This is a genomic window from Pantoea sp. X-Soil-YNGN-785 (assembly GCF_059730585.1).
Genome location: NZ_AP035942.1, coordinates 3121527 through 3141493, shown reverse-complemented (window position 1 = coordinate 3141493; position 19967 = coordinate 3121527). Strand labels below are relative to the sequence as shown.

At 55.1% G+C, this 19967-nt stretch carries 16 protein-coding genes and 4 tRNA genes; 19 read left to right on the top strand and 1 reads right to left on the bottom strand.

The window, feature by feature from the left end:
* The first annotated feature begins 93 nt into the window (after positions 1-93).
* The 6 genes from AC6I8E_RS14580 (at position 94) to AC6I8E_RS14555 (ending at position 8443) form a co-directional block, all read left to right on the top strand.
* Positions 94-3855 carry a nitrate reductase subunit alpha gene (locus AC6I8E_RS14580; protein WP_497824166.1) on the top strand — a complete coding sequence of 1254 codons (3762 nt, stop codon included), beginning with the start codon at positions 94-96 and terminating at the stop codon, positions 3853-3855.
* Positions 3852-5396, top strand: coding sequence for a nitrate reductase subunit beta (narH, locus tag AC6I8E_RS14575; RefSeq protein WP_313678027.1), 1545 nt, complete (start codon positions 3852-3854; stop codon positions 5394-5396). The genes AC6I8E_RS14580 and narH overlap by 4 nt, the downstream gene beginning before the upstream one ends.
* Positions 5393-6121, top strand: coding sequence for a nitrate reductase molybdenum cofactor assembly chaperone (gene narJ, locus AC6I8E_RS14570; protein ID WP_497824165.1), 729 nt, complete (start codon positions 5393-5395; stop codon positions 6119-6121). The genes narH and narJ overlap by 4 nt, the downstream gene beginning before the upstream one ends.
* Positions 6118-6795, top strand: a complete 678-nt coding sequence (gene narI / locus AC6I8E_RS14565; RefSeq protein ID WP_013358834.1) for a respiratory nitrate reductase subunit gamma — start codon at positions 6118-6120, stop codon at positions 6793-6795. The genes narJ and narI overlap by 4 nt, the downstream gene beginning before the upstream one ends.
* Before the next feature lie 149 nt (positions 6796-6944).
* Entirely contained in the window at positions 6945-8027 is a 1083-nt protein-coding gene (gene mltB, locus AC6I8E_RS14560; protein ID WP_033733598.1) for a lytic murein transglycosylase B, read from the top strand.
* An 80-nt stretch (positions 8028-8107) separates the two neighbouring features.
* Positions 8108-8443, top strand: a complete 336-nt coding sequence (locus AC6I8E_RS14555; protein ID WP_013358832.1) for a zinc ribbon domain-containing protein YjdM — start codon at positions 8108-8110, stop codon at positions 8441-8443.
* 33 nt (positions 8444-8476) lie between these two features.
* Here the strand turns inward: AC6I8E_RS14555 and AC6I8E_RS14550 are convergent, their stop codons facing one another.
* Positions 8477-9364, bottom strand: coding sequence for a dihydrodipicolinate synthase family protein (locus AC6I8E_RS14550; protein WP_497824164.1), 888 nt, complete (start codon positions 9362-9364; stop codon positions 8477-8479).
* A 165-nt stretch (positions 9365-9529) separates the two neighbouring features.
* Here AC6I8E_RS14550 and tam point away from each other — a divergent pair, with 165 nt between their 5' ends.
* The 13 genes from tam (at position 9530) to gshA (ending at position 19907) form a co-directional block, all read left to right on the top strand.
* Entirely contained in the window at positions 9530-10306 is a 777-nt protein-coding gene (gene tam / locus AC6I8E_RS14545; protein WP_497824708.1) for a trans-aconitate 2-methyltransferase, read from the top strand.
* 105 nt (positions 10307-10411) lie between these two features.
* Positions 10412-10906, top strand: a complete 495-nt coding sequence (gene pncC, locus AC6I8E_RS14540; RefSeq protein WP_497824163.1) for a nicotinamide-nucleotide amidase — start codon at positions 10412-10414, stop codon at positions 10904-10906.
* Between the two features lie 95 nt (positions 10907-11001).
* The gene (recA, locus tag AC6I8E_RS14535; RefSeq protein ID WP_013358828.1) at positions 11002-12072 is read left to right on the top strand and encodes a recombinase RecA; all 1071 of its coding nucleotides are present in this window, start codon (positions 11002-11004) and stop codon (positions 12070-12072) included.
* Positions 12073-12193: 121 nt separating this feature from the next.
* Entirely contained in the window at positions 12194-12712 is a 519-nt protein-coding gene (locus AC6I8E_RS14530; protein WP_013358827.1) for a regulatory protein RecX, read from the top strand.
* Positions 12713-12845: 133 nt separating this feature from the next.
* Positions 12846-15473 carry an alanine--tRNA ligase gene (gene alaS / locus AC6I8E_RS14525; protein WP_095706760.1) on the top strand — a complete coding sequence of 876 codons (2628 nt, stop codon included), beginning with the start codon at positions 12846-12848 and terminating at the stop codon, positions 15471-15473.
* 250 nt (positions 15474-15723) lie between these two features.
* Entirely contained in the window at positions 15724-15909 is a 186-nt protein-coding gene (gene csrA / locus AC6I8E_RS14520) for a carbon storage regulator CsrA (RefSeq protein ID WP_008927091.1), read from the top strand.
* Positions 15910-16191: 282 nt separating this feature from the next.
* Positions 16192-16284: transfer RNA gene (locus tag AC6I8E_RS14515), tRNA-Ser, on the top strand.
* A gap of 8 nt (positions 16285-16292) precedes the next feature.
* A tRNA-Arg gene (locus tag AC6I8E_RS14510) sits at positions 16293-16369 on the top strand.
* 211 nt (positions 16370-16580) lie between these two features.
* Positions 16581-16657, top strand: a tRNA-Arg gene (locus AC6I8E_RS14505).
* An 85-nt stretch (positions 16658-16742) separates the two neighbouring features.
* Positions 16743-16819: transfer RNA gene (locus tag AC6I8E_RS14500), tRNA-Arg, on the top strand.
* Positions 16820-17276: 457 nt separating this feature from the next.
* On the top strand, positions 17277-17843 hold the full coding sequence (yqaB, locus tag AC6I8E_RS14495) for a fructose-1-phosphate/6-phosphogluconate phosphatase (protein WP_013358824.1): 567 nt from the start codon (positions 17277-17279) through the stop codon (positions 17841-17843).
* Positions 17840-18268 (top strand): YqaA family protein, encoded by a 429-nt coding sequence (locus AC6I8E_RS14490; RefSeq protein ID WP_033783952.1) that lies wholly within the window; start codon positions 17840-17842, stop codon positions 18266-18268. The genes yqaB and AC6I8E_RS14490 overlap by 4 nt, the downstream gene beginning before the upstream one ends.
* Positions 18269-18299: 31 nt before the next feature.
* A complete protein-coding gene (gshA, locus tag AC6I8E_RS14485) occupies positions 18300-19907 on the top strand; it encodes a glutamate--cysteine ligase (RefSeq protein ID WP_497824162.1) in 1608 nt (535 codons plus the stop codon).
* Positions 19908-19967 lie beyond the last annotated feature (60 nt).

Genomic DNA, 19967 nt, shown 5'->3' with positions numbered 1-19967 from the left:
AAGCCGGTGTGGCGCACCGGCACCATTTTACTTTCTGTGTCGCGACAGATGCAGAGTCAGCAATGTCATACCAGGCCTTCAGGAGTATTCCGGATGAGCAAGTTTCTTGATCGATTTCGTTATTTCAAACAGCTGGCTGAGCCCTTTTCCGGCCAGCATGGGCAGACCTTAAACAGTAACCGCGACTGGGAAGATGGCTACCGCAGCCGCTGGCAGCACGATAAAGTCGTGCGCTCCACCCACGGTGTTAACTGTACCGGCTCCTGCAGCTGGAAAATCTACGTCAAAAATGGACTGGTCACCTGGGAGACCCAGCAGACCGACTATCCACGTACCCGTCCCGATCTGCCCAACCATGAGCCGCGCGGCTGCCCACGCGGAGCCAGCTACTCCTGGTATCTCTACAGCGCTAACCGCCTGAAGTATCCGCTGATGCGTAAGAAGCTGATCCAGCTGTGGCGCGACGCGAAAGCGCAGCACAGCGATCCGGTAGAGGCCTGGGCATCCATCATCAGCAATCCAGAGAAAGCGAAAAGCTATAAGCAGGCGCGCGGACGCGGTGGCTTTGTGCGTTCCAGCTGGCAGGAAGTGAACGAGATGATCGCTGCTGCGAACATCTGCACCGCGAAGACCTACGGCCCTGACCGTATTATGGGATTCTCGCCGATTCCGGCGATGTCGATGGTCTCCTACGCTGCGGGCGCACGTTACCTGTCACTGATCGGCGGAACCTGCCTGAGCTTCTATGACTGGTATTGCGATCTGCCGCCAGCGTCACCGATGACCTGGGGCGAGCAGACCGACGTGCCGGAATCGGCCGACTGGTACAACTCCTCATACATTATTGCCTGGGGCTCGAACGTGCCGCAGACCCGTACCCCGGATGCGCACTTCTTCACGGAGGTCCGCTATAAAGGGACAAAAACCGTGGCCATTACCCCGGACTATGCCGAAGTCGCGAAGCTGTGTGACCAGTGGCTGAGTCCGAAGCAGGGCACCGACAGCGCGATGGCGCTGGCGATGGGCCATGTGATGCTGAAAGAGTTCCATCTTGATCGCGAAGTCGGCTATTTCCGCGATTACGTGCGCCGCTACACCGATATGCCGATGCTGGTCATGCTGGAGCCACGCGAGGGCGGTTACTACGCCGCAGGCCGTCAGCTGCGTGCCAGCGATCTGGTGGATGGTCTGGGTCAGGAGAATAATCCGGAGTGGAAAACCGTGGCGCTGGATCAGGCGACCGGTGAACTGATTGCCCCGCAGGGCTCTATCGGCTTCCGCTGGGGTGAAAAAGGCAAATGGAACCTGGAGCAGCGCGACGGCCTGTCGCAAAAAGAAGTGGAGCTGCAGCTCAGCCTGCTCGGCAGCCACGATGAGGTGGTTGAGGTCGGTTTCCCTTACTTTGGCGGCATCACCCGCGAGCATTTTAACAGCGTCGCGCTGGATGAGATTCTGCTGCACAAGCTGCCGGTGAAACGCCTGCAGCTGGCGGATGGCAGTGAAGCGCTGGTTACCAGCGTCTACGATCTGACGCTGGCGAACTATGGTCTGGCTCGTGGTCTGGATGATGCCAACTGCGCGCAAAGCTATGACGAGATTAAAGCCTACAGCCCGGCCTGGGCAGAGCAGATTACGGGCGTTTCCCGTCAGAACATCATCCGCATTGCCCGCGAATTTGCCGAAAACGCTGAAAAAACCCGTGGCCGCTCAATGATCATCGTCGGTGCCGGTATGAACCACTGGTATCACATGGACATGAACTACCGTGGCCTGATGAACATGCTGATTTTCTGCGGCTGCGTCGGTCAGAGCGGCGGGGGCTGGGCGCACTATGTCGGTCAGGAGAAACTTCGTCCGCAGACCGGCTGGACACCGCTGGCCTTTGGCCTGGACTGGCAGCGTCCGCCACGTCAGATGAACAGCACCTCTTTCTTCTACAACCACTCCAGTCAATGGCGCTATGAAACCCTGGCCACCAGCGAACTGCTGTCACCGCTGGCGGACAAAAGCCGCTACAGCGGCAGCCTGATCGACCTTAACGTCCGTTCCGAACGCATGGGCTGGTTACCTTCCGCGCCGCAGCTTAACGTCAACCCGCTGCATATCGCGGCGAAGGCGAAAGCCGCCGGCCAGTCACCGCTGGATTACACCGTGGAGAGCCTAAAGCAGGGCACTATCCGGTTTGCCGCTGAACAGCCGGACAACCCGCAGAACTTCCCGCGCAACCTGTTTGTCTGGCGTTCCAACCTGCTCGGTTCCTCAGGTAAAGGGCATGAGTACATGCTGAAGTACCTGCTGGGCACCGAAAACGGTATTCAGGGGAAAGATCTAGGTCAGCAGGGCCGCGTGAAACCCGAAGAAGTGGAATGGCTGGATCAGGGCGCCGAAGGCAAGCTGGATCTGGTGGTCACACTCGACTTCCGTATGTCGAGCACCTGTCTCTACTCTGACGTCGTGCTACCAACCGCTACCTGGTATGAAAAAGACGATATGAATACTTCGGATATGCATCCGTTTATTCATCCGCTCTCGGCCGCTGTTGATCCTGCCTGGGACTCAAAAAGTGACTGGGAGATCTACAAAGGTATCGCCAAAGCCTTCTCCGATATCTGTCCTGGCCATTTAGGTGTTGAAACGGATGTGGTGACGCTGCCGGTGTTGCATGACTCGCCCGCCGAACTGGCACAGCCGTTTGAAGCAAAAGACTGGAAAAAAGGCGAGTGCGACCTGATTCCGGGCAAAACCGCGCCACACATTATGGTGGTAGAGCGCGACTATCCGGCGACCTGGGAGCGCTTTACCTCGCTGGGGCCGTTGCTGGATACCCTGGGTAACGGCGGTAAAGGAATCAGCTGGAACACCAGCAAAGAGGTCGATTTCCTCAAACAGCTTAACTATGTCAAAGCGGATGGCCCGGCAGCGGGGCGGCCGAATATTGACACGGCGATTGATGCAGCCGAAGTGATCCTGGCGCTCGCTCCGGAAACCAATGGTCAGGTGGCGGTGAAAGCCTGGCAGGCGCTGGGCGCGATTACCGGTCGTGACCACACGCATCTGGCACTGAACAAAGAAGACGAGAAGATCCGCTTCCGCGATATTCAGGCGCAGCCGCGCAAAATTATCTCCAGCCCGACCTGGTCAGGTCTGGAAGATGAACATGTCTCCTACAACGCCTGCTACACCAACGTTCATGAGCTGATCCCGTGGCGTACCCTGAGCGGTCGTCAGCAGCTCTATCAGGATCATGAGTGGATGCGCGCCTTCGGTGAGAGCCTGATGGTCTATCGTCCGCCTATCGATACCCGTGCGGCGAAGCCATTGCTGAACAGCAAGCCTAACGGTAATCCGGAGAAGGCGCTTAACTTCCTGACGCCACATCAGAAGTGGGGCATCCACTCTACCTACAGTGACAACCTGCTGATGCTGACGCTGTCGCGTGGCGGACCGATTGTCTGGATGAGTGAAGATGACGCCCGCGAGCTGGGCATTGTGGATAACGACTGGATCGAGGCGTTCAACGCCAACGGTGCACTGACCGCGCGTGCGGTGGTGAGCCAGCGTATCCCGGCCGGTATGACCATGATGTACCACGCTCAGGAACGCATCGTGAATATTCCCGGCTCGGAGATCACCAGCCAGCGCGGCGGCATCCATAACTCCGTGACGCGAACCTGTCCGAAACCGACCCATATGATCGGCGGTTATGCCCAGCTCTCCTGGGGCTTTAACTACTACGGCACCGTCGGCTCTAACCGTGATGAGTTCGTGGTGGTGAGAAAAATGAACAACGTTAACTGGTTAGATGGGGAAGGCAACGATGCCTGCCAGGGCAGCCAGCAGGAGGTAAAACCATGAAAATTCGTTCACAGGTCGGCATGGTGCTGAACCTCGACAAATGTATCGGCTGCCACACCTGCTCGGTGACCTGTAAAAACGTCTGGACCAGCCGCGAGGGCATGGAATACGCCTGGTTTAACAACGTCGAAAGCAAGCCTGGCGTCGGCTATCCGCACGCCTGGGAAGATCAGCAGAAGTGGAAGGGCGGCTGGATCCGTAAGATCAACGGCAAGCTGGAGCCGCGTATGGGCAGTCGCGTCGGCCTGCTGTCGAAGATCTTCGCCAACCCGGATGTGCCTGCGCTGGATGAATACTACGAGCCGTTCGATTTCGATTATCAGCATCTGCACAACGCGCCTGCCGGTAAACATCAGCCGATTGCGCGTCCGCGCTCGCTGATCACCGGTCAGCGGATGAAAAAGATCGAAAACGGCCCGAACTGGGAAGAGATCCTCGGCGGCGAGTTTGCTAAACGCTCACAGGATAAGAACTTCGACAACGTCCAGAAGGAGATTTACGGCCAGTTTGAGCACACCTTCATGATGTACCTGCCACGCCTGTGTGAGCACTGCCTCAACCCGGCGTGCGTGGCGACCTGTCCGAGCGGCGCGATCTACAAGCGCGGTGAAGATGGCATCGTGCTGATCGACCAGGATAAATGTCGCGGCTGGCGGATGTGTCTCACCGGCTGTCCGTACAAGAAGATCTACTTCAACTGGAAAAGCGGCAAATCAGAAAAATGCATTTTCTGTTATCCGCGCATCGAAGCGGGCCAGCCCACCGTCTGCTCGGAAACCTGTGTTGGCCGTATCCGTTATCTTGGTGTGCTGCTCTATGATGCGGATCGCATTGAACAGGCGGCCGCAGCGGAAAACGAGAAAGATCTCTATCAGCGCCAGCTGGATATCTTCCTTGATCCCCACGATCCTGCCGTGATCGCCCAGGCACTGAAAGATGGCGTCGCGCAGAGCGTGATCGACGCCGCGCAACGTTCACCGGTTTATAAAATGGCGATGGAGTGGAAGCTGGCGCTGCCGCTTCACCCTGAATACCGCACGCTGCCGATGGTCTGGTATGTGCCGCCACTGTCACCGATTCAGTCGGCGGTAGATGGCGGGGCGCTGGCGCACACCGGCGTGCTGCCGGATGTGGAAAGCCTGCGCATTCCGGTGGAGTACCTGGCGAACCTGCTGACCGCTGGCGACACCGCGCCAGTGCTGCTGGCACTGAAACGTATGCTGGCGATGCGCCATTACAAGCGCGCAGAAAGCGTAGAGGGTGAGCATGATATCCGGGCGCTGGAGCAGGTCGGTCTGACCGAAGCACAGGCGCAGGAGATGTACCGCTATCTGGCGATCGCCAACTATGAAGATCGCTTTGTGGTGCCTTCAAGTCATCGTGAACTGGCGCGTGAAGCCTTCCCGGAAAGCAAAGGCTGTGGCTTCAGCTTTGGCGATGGCTGCCACGGCAGCGACAGCAAATTTAACCTGTTCAACAGCCGCCGAATTGATGCTATCGACGTCAGCAGGAAAACCACGCGTCCGGAGGATGCCTCATGATCACGCTGCGTATTGTGTCGCGCCTGCTGGACTATCCGGACGAGGCGCTGTTTACCCACTATCCCGAGCTGATCGCAGCTCTGGAAGAGGCCAGCGAATTCTACCTGCAGCAGAGCGCACGGCTGGTGCGCTTTATTAATCAGCTCTGTACCCGGCCCTTGCTGGACGTGCAGGCTGACTACTGCGAACTGTTTGATCGCGGCCGCGCCACCTCGCTGCTGCTGTTTGAACATGTGCACGGGGAGTCCCGCGATCGCGGCCAGGCGATGGTTGATCTGCTGGAACAGTACCGGGCCGACGGTCTGGAGCTGGACAGCAAAGAACTGCCCGATTATCTGCCCCTCTACCTGGAATATCTCGCCTGTAAAAGCGATGAGGCGGCGCGTCAGGGGCTGGACGACATCGTGCCGATCCTGGCGTTGCTGGCCGCGCGACTGGAAACGCGTCAGAGCCCTTATGCTGACCTGTTCACGGTGTTACTGACGCTGTCCGGCAGCGCGGTCGATCCTGCGGCCCTCAAGCCCCAGGTAGCGCAGGAAGCGCGCGACGATACCCCGGCCGCACTCGATGCGGTCTGGGAAGAGGAGCAGACTAAATTTCTCGGCGAACAGGGCTGTGCCTCGGCGCAGCAGGCGATGCATCAGCGTCGCTTCGCCGATGCGGTCGCGCCGCAGTATCTGGATATCGCCGCGGCGACGGCGCGCACCACAGGAGAATCAGCATGAATTTTATTAACACTTTCTTCTTCGATATTTACCCTTACCTGGCCGGAACGGTTTTTCTGGTCGGGAGCTGGCTGCGCTATGACTACGGGCAGTACAGCTGGCGGGCCGGTTCCAGTCAGATGCTGGACAAAAAAGGAATGCGGCTTGCCTCTAACCTGTTCCACATCGGCATCATCGGGATCTTCTTCGGTCATATCGTCGGGATGCTCACCCCGCACTGGATGTATGAATCGTTCCTGCCGATCGACGTGAAGCAGAAGCTGGCGATGATTGCCGGTGGCCTGTTTGGTGCGATGACGCTGGCGGGCGGCGCGCTGCTGCTGAAACGCCGTCTGACCAATCCTCGGGTGCGGGCGACGAGCAGCGTCGGCGACATTTTGATCCTGACGCTGCTGGTGGCTCAGGCCACGCTGGGTCTGCTGACTATTCCTTTCTCCGCCCAGCATATGGACGGCAGTGAAATGATGAAGCTGGTGGGCTGGGCGCAGGCGGTGGTGACCTTCCACGGTGGTGCATCGCAGCATCTTGAGGGCGTCGCGTTTATCTATCGCATGCATATGGTACTGGGCATGACGCTGTTCCTGCTGTTCCCGTTCTGCCGTCTGGTGCATATCTGGAGTGCGCCGGTTGAGTATCTGACCCGCCGTTATCAGCTGGTGAGAAATCGCCGCTAAACGCCGGATGGCTGCGGGGGAGATACTGCCCCGCAGCCCTTTTCACCCACCACTGCATTGACGTTTTTTTAAGATTCCGGACTGTATGTCAATGCGCTGAACGACTACTATTACCGCATCTGAATTTACCCCTCGTTTATGGATAACCGATGCGTCTTAAGCTAGCCCTCCTTGCGTTCATCCCGCTTCTGGCCTCCTGCAGCAGCAAACCTGACGTTCCGTCCCAGCAGAAGATGCTGGCTGCGCCGCAGGGCGGTTTTTTACTGCAGCCGTCGCACAGCGGACAGGCGATGTTCGGCGACTTTGCCGGTAACCCGGCCGCAGAGCAGTTTATCGATAAGATGGTTGAGAAGCATGACTTCGACCGTGAGCAACTGCACAACATCATTGGTCAGGCTAAGCGACTGGATTATGTGCTGCGGCTGATGGATCGTCAGGCACCGAGCTATACGCCAGCGCCGGGCCCTAACGGGGCCTGGATCCGCTATCGGAACAAGTTCATTACGCCGGATAACGTGCAAAACGGCGTGGCGTTCTGGAACCAGTATCAGGATGCGCTGCAACGCGCGCAGCAGGTCTATGGCGTGCCGCCGGAGATCATTGTCGGCATTATTGGCGTAGAAACCCGCTGGGGCCGCGTGATGGGGAAAACGCGGATTCTGGATGCGCTGGCAACCTTATCGTTTAACTATCCGCGCCGTGCGGCGTACTTCAGCAGCGAGCTGGAAACCTTCCTGCTGATGTCGCGTAAAGAGCAGGATGACCCGCTGGCGCTGAAAGGTTCTTTCGCCGGAGCGATGGGCTATGGCCAGTTTATGCCTTCCTCTTACAATGATTACGCGGTTGATTTCAATGGCGACGGCCATGCAAACCTGTGGGATCCGGTGGATGCGATCGGCAGCGTGGCGCACTACTTCCAGAAGCATGGCTGGCGCAGCGGTGAAAATGTGGCGGTCCCGGCCAGCGGTCAGGCACCGATGCTGGAAGATGGCTTCAAAACCAGTTACAGCGTGAGCATGCTGGCGGCGTCAGGCCTGTCACCGCAGGGCTCGCTGGACGGTAACAATCAGGTCAGTCTGCTGCGTCTTGATTTAGGCACCAGCTATCAGTACTGGTACGGCTTACCCAATTTCTATGTGATTACCCGCTACAACCACAGTACCCACTACGCGATGGCGGTATGGCAGCTGGGTGAGGCGGTGAGCAAGGCACGGCAGGGCGGCCTGTTATAAAGGCTATCCTTGTTAACTGTAAGGTTATATGATGACGCCCTTTTTCAGGCCACACAGCCACTGATATCTCTGGAGTCGTTATGTCTTTACCTGCCTGCCCAGCCTGTCACGCCGATTACACCTGGCAAGATGGCGAAAACCTCAACTGCCCCTCCTGCGGTCATATCTGGACCGAGGGAGAGGGTGACAGCAGCAACGGATCGCTGGAAGTGCGTGATGCCAACGGTAATCTGCTGGCCGATGGCGACAGCGTCACGGTGATCAAAGATCTTAAGGTGAAGGGCAGTTCCTCATCGCTGAAGATCGGCACCAAAGTGAAAAGTATTCGCCTGGTTGAAGGGGACCACAACATCGACTGTAAAATCGACGGTTTTGGCCCGATGAAATTAAAATCTGAGTTCGTGAAAAAGAACTGAGATGCGGGGCGCAGGGATGCGCCCGCCTTCCTTCTAACTGAACAGCCGATCAATTGCGGCGCACTGTTCCGCGTTCAGAGCACCACCGTAATTACGCGAGTTACTGCTCATTGAATCATAACGTCGCGCCACGGCCGTTTTAATCGTGGTCACAAAATCATCGCCAATACTGTAAATCGCCATCAGCCGGCCGATCTGCTGCTGCAGCCGCGTCAGCTCAGGCAGATTGCCTGTTCGCCATGCCGCCATCATCTCGGCAAAGTATTCCGGCACAATATTATTCAGGCCTGAAATCACCCCGGCACCTCCCGCCAGCAGATTGGGAAGCAGGTATTCGTCATACCCTGATAGCACGGCAAAATCACTGCGTACCTTGCGGGTCTCTTCGATCATCACCCGGTTATGCGACAGGCAATCCACCGTATCTTTGATGCCGATAAAGTTGGGCAGCTTTGCCGCCAGAGCGGCTATCAGCGTGGGCGTCAGATCGCAGCCGGTGCGAGCCGGGAAGTTGTAGGCAAACCACTTGCCACCCAGTTGCGCGTCGAGCGCTTCGAAGTAGTGCATCATCTGCTGTTGCGTCTGGCCGTAGTAGTAGGGCGGCAAGACCATTACCGCATCAAAATCGTTTCTCCACGCGGCTTCAGCCAGCGCCAGCATGTCGGGGATGCAGGTTGCCGAGACGTTCGCTACCATCTTCAGCGGTGACAGGGGCCTGGCTTCCTGAATCAGCTGTAAACGTTCCTGTTGCGTCAGGGAGGCAAACTCGCCAATGCTGCCCATCACCAGCAGGGTGTCGATACCGGAGTTATTAAGGCGGGAGAAGTGTCGCCCGAGCGCGTCGATATCAAGGCCACCCTGTGCATTGAACGGGGTGACGGTAGGGCACCAGACACCGGCAAAGGCCGATTTTTCACGCATAGCTGACTCCTGAAGCAAATGTTAAAAATGAAACAGCGTTTTAACTTAATGGCTCCAGCCAGTCTCTGCCAGCGCATGATTCAAAAGTGAGCAACGGGTCGCACTTTTTCGTTTTTCGTTCGTCTCAGTAAGCGGATGCTTCTGACAACTGAACGAGAGGTGATGATGAAAGAATGGGATCCCGTGCTGTATCGCAAATTTGAAGCGGAACGAACCCGTCCGGCCCGCGAGCTGCTGGCGCGCATCAGCCTGGAACAGGTTGAGCAGGTGACCGATCTGGGCTGCGGACCCGGCAACAGCACCGAGCTGCTCGCCGATGCCTGGCCGCTGGCGCAGATTACCGGACTCGACAGTTCTGCGGCGATGCTAACTCAGGCGGGTGAACGCCTGCCGCACTGCCGCTTTATCCAGGCAGATATCCGCACATGGCAGGCGGATGCGCCGCAGCAGGTGATTTATGCCAACGCGTCTCTGCAATGGCTGGATAATCACGTCACGCTGTTTCCTCATCTGATCAGCCAGCTGGCACCCGGTGGCGTGCTGGCGATCCAGATGCCTGATAACCTCAATGAGCCGTCGCACCAGCTGATGCGCGAGGTGGCGGCTGACAATCGCTGGTCGTCGCGCATTAATGCCAGTGCCGCTGAACGTACACAGCTGCTTTCTACGGGCGAATATTATGCTCTGCTGACCCAGGCCGGCTGTGAGGTGGATATCTGGCGAACCACCTATTATCACGTGATGGCCGACGCACAGGCGATTATCAGCTGGCTGCAGGCGACCGGCCTGCGACCTTTCCTGGCGATGCTGAATGAGTCTGAACAGACGGCTTTTCTGTCTGATTATCATCAGCGCTTACTTACCGCTTATCCGGCTCAGGCCGATGGTCAGGTTCTGCTCGCCTTCCCGCGACTTTTTATGGTTGCAGTGAAAAAAAGGTGAGGGCGCTGGAAAGCAGGTCGCAAAATCAGGGCAATAATGATAAGAGCCCTTGAAAAAGTGGTTTTTCTGCACCACCTTCAACCCACGACCAAAGGGAGAGTCGAAATGGACGATCAGCAATTGCAGGCGTTAAGCGCGCAGATAGGTGAGAAGCTGAAGCAGCGTAATGCCACCGTAACCTGTGCGGAATCCTGCACTGGCGGCTGGATTGCCAAAGTCTTTACCGATATCAGCGGCAGCTCTGCCTGGTTCGAACGCGGTTTTGTCACCTACAGTAATGAGGCGAAACAGCAACTGGTGGATGTTAAGGCCGACTCGCTGGCGCAGTATGGCGCGGTGAGTGATGCGGTGGTGAGTGAGATGGCGCTGGGTGCCCGCAAGGCGGCCCATGCTGACTACGCGATCTCCGTCAGCGGCATTGCCGGCCCGGATGGCGGCAGTGAAGAAAAACCGGTCGGCACGGTGTGGTTTGGCTTTGCCGGGCCGCAGGATAACGTATTGACTTTTCAGCAGCATTTTAGCGGCGATCGTGATGCCGTCCGCCGCCAGTCGGTGGCATGGGCCCTGCAGAAACTGTATGGCGAATTTCTGACAAATTAAACTTGATACTGTATGATTATACAGTATAATTGTCGGCAACAGAAAGAGTGCAGGCACCCTGAGTGCGTGTTTACCCGGCTTGATTAGGAGTTGAAATGGCGATTGATGAAAACAAACAGAAGGCTTTAGCTGCCGCGCTGGGCCAGATTGAGAAACAATTTGGTAAAGGCTCCATCATGCGCTTGGGTGAAGACCGCTCAATGGATGTGGAAACCATCTCTACCGGTTCGCTCTCGCTGGACATCGCATTAGGCGCAGGCGGTCTGCCAATGGGCCGTATCGTTGAGATCTACGGACCAGAGTCTTCCGGTAAAACCACGCTGACCCTGCAGGTTATCGCATCTGCACAGCGTAAAGGCAAAACCTGTGCCTTTATCGATGCTGAGCATGCGCTTGATCCGGTTTACGCCAAGAAACTGGGCGTAGATATTGAAAACCTGCTCTGTTCTCAGCCCGACACCGGTGAGCAGGCGCTGGAAATCTGTGATGCCCTGGCGCGCTCTGGTGCCGTTGATGTCATCATCGTTGACTCCGTTGCGGCGCTGACGCCGAAAGCGGAAATCGAAGGTGAAATCGGTGACTCACATATGGGCCTCGCGGCACGTATGATGAGCCAGGCGATGCGTAAACTGGCCGGTAACCTTAAGCAGTCCAATACGCTGCTGATCTTCATCAACCAGATCCGTATGAAAATTGGTGTGATGTTTGGTAACCCGGAAACCACGACCGGTGGTAACGCGCTGAAGTTCTATGCGTCTGTCCGTCTTGATATCCGCCGTATCGGTGCCATCAAAGAGGGCGATAACGTGGTGGGCAGTGAGACCCGCGTTAAGGTAGTGAAAAACAAAATCGCTGCGCCATTTAAACAGGCTGAATTCCAGATTATGTACGGCGAAGGTATCAATACCTTTGGTGAGCTGGTCGATCTGGGCGTGAAGCACAAGCTGATTGAAAAAGCGGGTGCATGGTACAGCTACAATGGCGACAAGATTGGTCAGGGTAAATCGAATGCCGGCAACTTCCTGAAAGAGAATGCTGCTGTGGCAAACGAAATTGATCTGAAGTTACGTGAGATGTTGCTCAACGGCGCGGATGAGAAACTCGCAGCAGCAGATAAGTCTGCTGAGAAAGAAGACGCGGCAAGTGAAGCGAACGAAGACTTCTGATTTATGATGCGGGAGGGGCAAAAGCCTCTCCCGCTGTTTTATCCCCCCTGATACCTTTCCTGCCTTCCCTCTGTCCTGTTCTGTCGCCATAATCTCCCTCTGTTTGTAGAAGGTGCGCAGTATGACTGAATCCTCTCAGCCCCAACCCAATGTTGTCTCTTATTCTCGTCTGCTTGACCGTGCGATGCGCATTCTGGGTCAGCGCGATCACAGCCGTGCAGAGTTATCCCGTAAGCTGCAACAGTCAGCTCAGCGCGCCGCGTGGGCGCAGAAAAAAGAGCCTGAAATTATCACTGAAGCGCTGCTGGAGCAGGTACTGGACTGGTGTCAGGAAAGCGGCTGGTTAAATGACGAGCGTTTCACCGATCGGTTTATTCAGAGCCGAAGCCGTAAAGGTTTTGGGTCGCAGCGCGTACGGCTTGAACTGGCCCAGAAAGGCATCGATCGTGAAGCTATTGATATTGCGATGGAAGAGACGGATGTTGACTGGGCAGCCTGCGCTGCACAGCTGGCTGAACGAAAATTCGGACATCCGCTGCCCACAGAGTGGAAAGAGAAAGCGAAAGTACTACGCTATCTGCAGTCAAAGGGCTTTCAGACCGACGATATCCAGTCTATTTTCAGAAATTTTGATGACTAAAAGCCGATGTAATTTTACTTCCCACTGAAGAAAATTTATCTTATTCCCACTTTTTGTTCCGCTAATCAGGCACCACGAGAATGTGGCCGCGCCGATCAGAGGGAACGTTCGTTAGCGTGATTCCAGGACATTTATGAGCAAGAGCACTGCTGAGATCCGTCAAGCGTTTCTCGACTTTTTTCATAGCAAGGGACATGAGGTTGTAACCAGCAGCTCCCTCGTACCGAATAACGATCCAACGTTGTTGTTTACCAACGCCGGGATGAACCAGTTTAAAGATGTGTTCCTCGGTCAGGACAAACGTGATTACACACGTGCGACCACGTCACAGCGCTGCGTTCGCGCAGGCGGTAAACACAACGATCTTGAAAACGTCGGCTACACCGCGCGTCACCACACGTTCTTTGAAATGCTGGGTAACTTCAGCTTTGGTGACTACTTCAAGAGAGAGGCGATTGGTTTTGCCTGGGAACTGCTGACGAGCGAGCAGTGGTTCAGCCTGCCGAAAGAGCGTCTGTGGGTGACGGTCTATGAAACCGATGATGAAGCCTACAATATCTGGGCGGATGAAATCGGCGTGCCACGCGAGCGCATTATTCGCATCGGCGACAACAAGGGCAGCGCGTACGCGTCAGATAACTTCTGGCAGATGGGCGATACCGGTCCTTGTGGTCCATGCAGTGAAATTTTCTACGATCATGGCGATCACATCTGGGGTGGCCCGCCAGGCAGCCCGGAAGAAGATGGTGATCGTTATATTGAGATCTGGAACATCGTCTTTATGCAGTTCAACCGTCAGGCTGACGGCACTATGCTGCCGCTGCCAAAACCGTCGGTTGATACCGGAATGGGCCTTGAGCGTATTTCTGCCGTTCTGCAACACGTCAACTCCAACTATGAAATCGACCTGTTCCAGAAACTGATTCAGGCTGTGGCACAGGTTACCGGCGCAACCGATCTGAGTAATAAATCGCTACGCGTGATTGCCGACCATATCCGCTCCTGTGCTTTCCTGATTGCCGATGGTGTGATTCCATCGAATGAGAACCGTGGCTATGTGCTGCGTCGTATCATTCGTCGCGCCGTACGTCATGGCAACATGCTGGGCGCCAAAGAGGCCTTCTTCTATAAGCTGGTTGCGCCACTGGTTGAAGTCATGGGTGCTGCGGGCGAAGAGTTACAGCGCCAGCAGGCTCAGGTTGAGCAGGTGCTGAAAAGCGAAGAGGATCAGTTTGCCAGAACGCTGGAGCGTGGACTGGCGCTGCTGGACGAAGAGCTGGAAAAACTGCAGGGCGACACGCTGGATGGCGAAATCGTCTTCCGTCTTTACGATACCTTTGGCTTCCCGGCTGATTTAACGGCTGACGTCTGCCGCGAACGCAATCTGAAAATTGATGAAGCGGGCTTTGAGCAGGCGATGGAACAGCAGCGTCAGCGTGCACGTGAAGCAAGTGGCTTCGGCGCTGACTACAGCAACGTTATCCGCATTGATGCCGCCTCTTCCTTCAAAGGTTACGACCAGCTTGATTTGGCTGCCACGGTGAAAGCGCTCTACGTTGCGGGCGAGGCGGTTGATGAAGTGACCGCAGGTCAGGATGCCGTAGTCGTGCTGGATGAAACCCCATTCTATGGCGAATCCGGTGGTCAGGTCGGCGATACCGGTCTGCTGAAAGGGAAGAATGCTGAATTTAGCGTCCAGGATACACAAAAATATGGTCAGGCAATCGGTCATGTCGGTAAGCTGACCGCAGGGCAGTTGCGTATTGGAGATCGCCTTGAGGCCCAGGTTGATGCGGCACGTCGTGCGCGCATTCGTCTTAACCACTCTGCGACCCACTTATTGCATGCCGCATTGCGTCAGGTTTTAGGTGAGCACGTGGCGCAGAAAGGCTCGCTGGTTAATGACAAATACCTGCGTTTCGACTTCTCGCATTTCGAAGCGATGAAACCTCATGAGATTCGTCAGGTCGAAGATATTGTCAATGCGCAGATTCGTCGCAACCTGCCGGTTGAAACTGAAGTGATGGATCTTGAAGCGGCGAAGTCTAAGGGTGCAATGGCACTGTTTGGCGAGAAATATGATCAGCGCGTACGCGTTCTGACCATGGGTGATTTCTCGGTTGAGCTGTGCGGGGGTACGCATGCTGCGCGCACCGGTGATATCGGCCTGTTCCGTATTCAGGCTGAATCAGGAACGGCAGCCGGTATCCGTCGTATCGAAGCGATTACCGGTGAAGGCGCGCTGGCGCAGGTCAATGCGCAGAGCAGCCAGCTGCAGGATCTTGCGCAGCTGGTTAAAGCAAACAGCAGCAACCTGAACGAGAAAGTGCGTGGTCTGGTCGATCACGTGCGTGCTCTCGAGAAAGAGTTGCAGCAACTGCGCGATCAGCAGGCCGCGCAGGAGAGCGCCTCACTGAGCAGTAATGCCATCGACGTTAAGGGTGTGAAACTGCTGGTCAGTGAGCTCAACAACGTCGAGCCTAAAATGTTGCGTACCATGGTTGATGATCTTAAGAATCAGCTGGGATCGGCGATTATTGTGCTGGCGACAGTTGCTGAAGGTAAGGTGTCGCTGATTGCGGGTGTGACCAAAGATCTGACTGACCGTGTTAAAGCGGGTGAGTTGATTGCCGGTCTGGCACAGCAGGTTGGCGGGAAGGGCGGTGGTCGTCCTGATATGGCACAAGCTGGTGGTACTGATGCTGACGCGCTGAAAGGCGCTCTGGCAGGGGTCGAGAGCTGGGTTAACAGCCGCCTGTAATGTAAACAGAACAAGGCATTGTCTGAAGCGTCAGAACCCCGGTTCCGGCGCTTTTTAATACGATGCTAAAGCAACAAATGACAAAGTCAGGTTGATGTAGTGTATTTCGGCTAAACTAACTATCAGCAGAATGTATTGGCGCATCGATGTGCATTGGTGTATTTCTCATAGTCAATGTGCAGCGTTAAATGATGGATAATGCCGGGAGCCTGTACAAGCCCGACTCTTTTAATCTTTCAAGGAGCAAAGAATGCTTATTCTAACTCGTCGAGTTGGTGAAACCCTCATGATCGGTGATGAGGTAACTGTAACGGTGCTGGGTGTTAAGGGTAACCAGGTTCGCATAGGGGTTAACGCGCCGAAAGAAGTGTCTGTGCATCGCGAAGAGATCTATCAACGCATCCAGGCTGAAAAAACGCAACAAACCAGCGTTTAACGGATTCAGCGTCTCGCACCTGTGCGAGGCGCTACCGCTTTCTGTAAAAATCCTGCCTTTTCTTTTCTGCTTTCTCTTCCCTGTTTCGTTAACGACATCATCTTTCATTGTTGATAATTCACTCTTTTTGTCGCCATTTTGTCCCAATTGTGTGTGATTTGCTCAATCAAACAAAGTTTCGGAAAAATTGTTTGACTTAAAAGTCCGGGAAAGTAATATGTGCGCCACGCAGTGCCGATGAGCAGAAACAAGTTCAGAAGCACGGTTCGAAAGAAAGCGTAAGGTGAGGTGGCCGAGAGGCTGAAGGCGCTCCCCTGCTAAGGGAGTATACGGTCAAAAGCTGTATCGAGGGTTCGAATCCCTCCCTCACCGCCATTTTCGATGCATCCATAGCTCAGCTGGATAGAGTACTCGGCTACGAACCGAGCGGTCGGAGGTTCGAATCCTCCTGGATGCACCATATTTTCGAATATGGAGAAGTGCCTCGGTGTGACATGACGCATTAGCGTTCAGGCCGCACTAAGGAGGATAACGTTGCATCAGCAACGGCCCGCAGGGCGAAGCGTAAGCTGAGTAATCCTCCTGGATGCACCATAGAAAAACAAAGTGAATTAGCAATTCCTTTCATGGTGAGTAGTTAGCACCCTGCGTTGTACAAGAATCAGATTTATGCATCCATAGCTCAGCTGGATAGAGTACTCGGCTACGAACCGAGCGGTCGGAGGTTCGAATCCTCCTGGATGCACCATTCTTTGTAACATCCTCAGGTTGGTTTCTGTAAGTCCATAAAAAGTTGTACCTCGAAAGACAGACCCCAAAAGATAGACCCCAATGCATCCATAGCTCAGCTGGATAGAGTACTCGGCTACGAACCGAGCGGTCGGAGGTTCGAATCCTCCTGGATGCACCATCTTTTAGTTTTCAAAAATCCCTCAATTTATCGTGGCGTGATTATCGCTAAGATTGTGCCTGACACCACTCTTTTGCATCATTTACCGCCCATGACCCAAAGTTAAGCAAGTTTCCTTATAACCCCTGCAGTTTCTCTCTGGCTTTACCCATACTGTTTTTCTGCTTAACCCGCCTCACTGATTCATCATTCTGACTTAAGCGAATTACAGCGCCTGTTTCACGTGTCAGCACTCTCTGTTTTGCTGCTCACGCCCGTCCGCCGCCGCCTGTCTGCCAAAATAATGTTAAAAAATCGCTGCAAATTCGTACGGTTATCCCTGGCCGCGCATGATCACCTTTATCTGAAAACAAAAATTGCTAATGCTTTCAAAGCATTTGCTGTTCATCCCCCCTGGCGACAACCTGTCCACATTAGGCTAAAGTAATGTCTCATTTGGTGAATGTCCGGAGTGACAATGTACGATCAATATGACGCCCTGATTTTCGATATGGACGGCACGATTCTTGATACTGAGCCGACACATCGAAAAGCGTGGCGTCAGGTACTGGCGCGTTATGGATTAACGCTGGATGAAGCGCGTATTATCGACTTCAATGGCGCTCCCGCCTGGCGGCTGGCGCAGTTCATCATTGAATCCAATCAGTCCTCACTCGACCCTCATCTTCTTGCTGCAGAAAAAACGGCTGCTGTGAAAGCGATGCTGCTGGAAAACGTCAGGCCACTGCCATTAATGGAGGTGGTAAAAGCGTATCACGGGCGTCGTCCGATGGCGGTGGGTACCGGAAGCGAACACAGCATGGCAGAGGCGTTACTGACGCAGCTGGGCGTGCGTGAGCTCTTCTCAGCAGTTGTCGGCGCTGACGACGTTCAGCGTCATAAACCTGAGCCTGAAACCTTCTTACGCTGCGCTGAGCTGCTGGGTGTGGCGCCGGCACGTTGTGTGGTGTTCGAGGATGCGGACTTTGGGATTCAGGCCGCGAAGGCGGCGGGCATGGACGTGGTGGATGTCCGCTTACTGTGAGTGACGTTCTCGCCTATGCCTCGATGTTCGGCAGCAGTTTTCTGAGTGCGACGCTCCTGCCGGGAAGTTCCGAAGCACTGCTGATAGCACTATTGATAGCAAAAAAGACATCAGTTTACGGGTTGCTTTTGGCCGCATCCCTGGGAAACACCTTGGGCGGCTTAACCAACATTCTTATTGGTCGCTTGCTGCCGCTAAAACGTCAGGGGCGATGGCATGACACAGCAATGACGTGGTTGCACCGACTGGGACCTGCAGCACTGTTATTCAGCTGGCTGCCGGTGGTAGGTGATCTGCTCTGCGTTCTCGCAGGCTGGTTACGTTTCGCCTGGCTACCTGCGATGCTGTTTCTCGCCGTCGGCAAAACACTGCGTTATATCGTTATCGCGACTGCCACATTACAGGGTATGCAATGGTGGCATTGATTCGCACAGATTCGAGGCTACGGTTAACATTATGCTGAACAAAAATAAATTATTATCACAGCGGGGGGGTAATGTGATCCCGGACGTATCTAAAGCGCTCTCCTGGCTGGAAGCGCATCCCAATGCCCTGAAAGGTATTGGCCGTGGCATCGAGCGTGAAACGCTGCGTGTACAGGAAAATGGCGATCTGGCAAAAACCGGCCACCCTGAATCTCTGGGCTCGGCGCTGAAGCATGACTGGATCACCACTGACTTTGCCGAAACACTGCTGGAATTTATTACGCCAGTGGATCACAGCATCGATCATATGCTGGCTTTCCTGCGCGATATCCACCGTCACGTTGCCCGTGAACTGGGTGATGAACGCATGTGGCCTTTCAGTATGCCGTGCGAGATTGACGACGCGGACAATATTGAGCTGGCGCAATATGGCATCTCCAATATCGGCAAGATGAAGACCCTCTATCGTGAAGGCCTGAAAAACCGTTACGGCGCGTTGATGCAGACCATCTCCGGCATTCACTATAACTTCTCGCTGCCGCTTTCATTCTGGCAGGAGTGGGCTGACGTGAAAGATCAGGAAAGCGGCAAAGAGACTATCTCAGCGGGCTACCTGCGGCTGATCCGCAACTACTATCGCTTCGGCTGGGTGATCCCGTATCTGTTTGGCGCCTCGCCGGCTATCAGCTCCAGCTTCCTGCAGGGCCGTGAGAGTGCGCTGCCGTTCGAAACCAATGACAAAGATACCATGTGGCTGCCTTACGCCACCTCGCTGCGTCTGAGCGATTTAGGCTACACCAATAAATCGCAGAGCTCACTGGGCATCACGTTTAACTCTCTGGAAGGCTATGTCACTGCGCTGAAGAATGCGATCAGAACGCCATCTGAAGAGTATGCGGCGATGGGCACCAAAGATGCTGACGGTAACTGGCTGCAGCTCAATACTAACGTATTGCAGATTGAGAATGAGCTTTATGCGCCAATCCGCCCTAAGCGTGTGACACGCTCGGGTGAAGCACCTTCAGATGCGCTGCTGCGTGGCGGCATTGAATACATTGAAGTGCGCTCGCTGGATATCAACCCGTTCTCTGCCATCGGCGTTGATGAGAATCAGGTTCGCTTCCTCGACCTGTTCCTGATCTGGTGTACCCTGGCGGATGCGCCGGAAATGAGTGCCGATGAGTTGCAGTGCACCCGAAAAAACTGGAACCGGGTGGTGCTGGAAGGGCGTAAACCGGATCAGAAAATTGCTGTGGGCTGTGGAGATGCGGAGCATTCGCTGGTGGAAGTAGGCAAGACCCTGTTTGCCGATCTGCGTCGCGTTGCTGAAGTCTTAGACAGCAATAATCAGGACAGCACGGAATATCAGCAGGTTTGCGATCAACTGGTAGCATCATTCGACGATCCTGAGCTAACCTACTCGGCGCGCATCCTTCAGGCAATGAAGGACAATGGTGTCACCGGAACGGGCGTGGCGCTGGCTGAACAGTACCGCCATCTGCTCTGCGAAGAGCCGCTGGAAGTGCTGACAGAAGACGATTTCACGCGTCAGGCGCAGGAATCTGTTGCTGCACAGCAAGAGCTGGAAGCGAATGATAAGCTGGATTTTGAAGCGTATCTGGCGAGCCGGGAAGGGTAGAAAAGAAAAAGGCCACATCAATGTGGCCAAATTAACATCTCTGTTGTCAGGGATGATGAT

What these genes read in the sequence shown, in the direction of transcription:
- AC6I8E_RS14580 (WP_497824166.1), top strand. Translation starts at nt 94, where the DNA reads ATGAGCAAGTTTCTTGATCGATTTCGTTATTTCAAACAGCTGGCTGAG.
- narH (WP_313678027.1), top strand. Translation starts at nt 3,852, where the DNA reads ATGAAAATTCGTTCACAGGTCGGCATGGTGCTGAACCTCGACAAATGT.
- narJ (WP_497824165.1), top strand. Translation starts at nt 5,393, where the DNA reads ATGATCACGCTGCGTATTGTGTCGCGCCTGCTGGACTATCCGGACGAG.
- narI (WP_013358834.1), top strand. Translation starts at nt 6,118, where the DNA reads ATGAATTTTATTAACACTTTCTTCTTCGATATTTACCCTTACCTGGCC.
- mltB (WP_033733598.1), top strand. Translation starts at nt 6,945, where the DNA reads ATGCGTCTTAAGCTAGCCCTCCTTGCGTTCATCCCGCTTCTGGCCTCC.
- AC6I8E_RS14555 (WP_013358832.1), top strand. Translation starts at nt 8,108, where the DNA reads ATGTCTTTACCTGCCTGCCCAGCCTGTCACGCCGATTACACCTGGCAA.
- AC6I8E_RS14550 (WP_497824164.1), bottom strand. Translation starts at nt 9,364, where the DNA reads ATGCGTGAAAAATCGGCCTTTGCCGGTGTCTGGTGCCCTACCGTCACC.
- tam (WP_497824708.1), top strand. Translation starts at nt 9,530, where the DNA reads ATGAAAGAATGGGATCCCGTGCTGTATCGCAAATTTGAAGCGGAACGA.
- pncC (WP_497824163.1), top strand. Translation starts at nt 10,412, where the DNA reads ATGGACGATCAGCAATTGCAGGCGTTAAGCGCGCAGATAGGTGAGAAG.
- recA (WP_013358828.1), top strand. Translation starts at nt 11,002, where the DNA reads ATGGCGATTGATGAAAACAAACAGAAGGCTTTAGCTGCCGCGCTGGGC.
- AC6I8E_RS14530 (WP_013358827.1), top strand. Translation starts at nt 12,194, where the DNA reads ATGACTGAATCCTCTCAGCCCCAACCCAATGTTGTCTCTTATTCTCGT.
- alaS (WP_095706760.1), top strand. Translation starts at nt 12,846, where the DNA reads ATGAGCAAGAGCACTGCTGAGATCCGTCAAGCGTTTCTCGACTTTTTT.
- csrA (WP_008927091.1), top strand. Translation starts at nt 15,724, where the DNA reads ATGCTTATTCTAACTCGTCGAGTTGGTGAAACCCTCATGATCGGTGAT.
- yqaB (WP_013358824.1), top strand. Translation starts at nt 17,277, where the DNA reads ATGTACGATCAATATGACGCCCTGATTTTCGATATGGACGGCACGATT.
- gshA (WP_497824162.1), top strand. Translation starts at nt 18,300, where the DNA reads ATGCTGAACAAAAATAAATTATTATCACAGCGGGGGGGTAATGTGATC.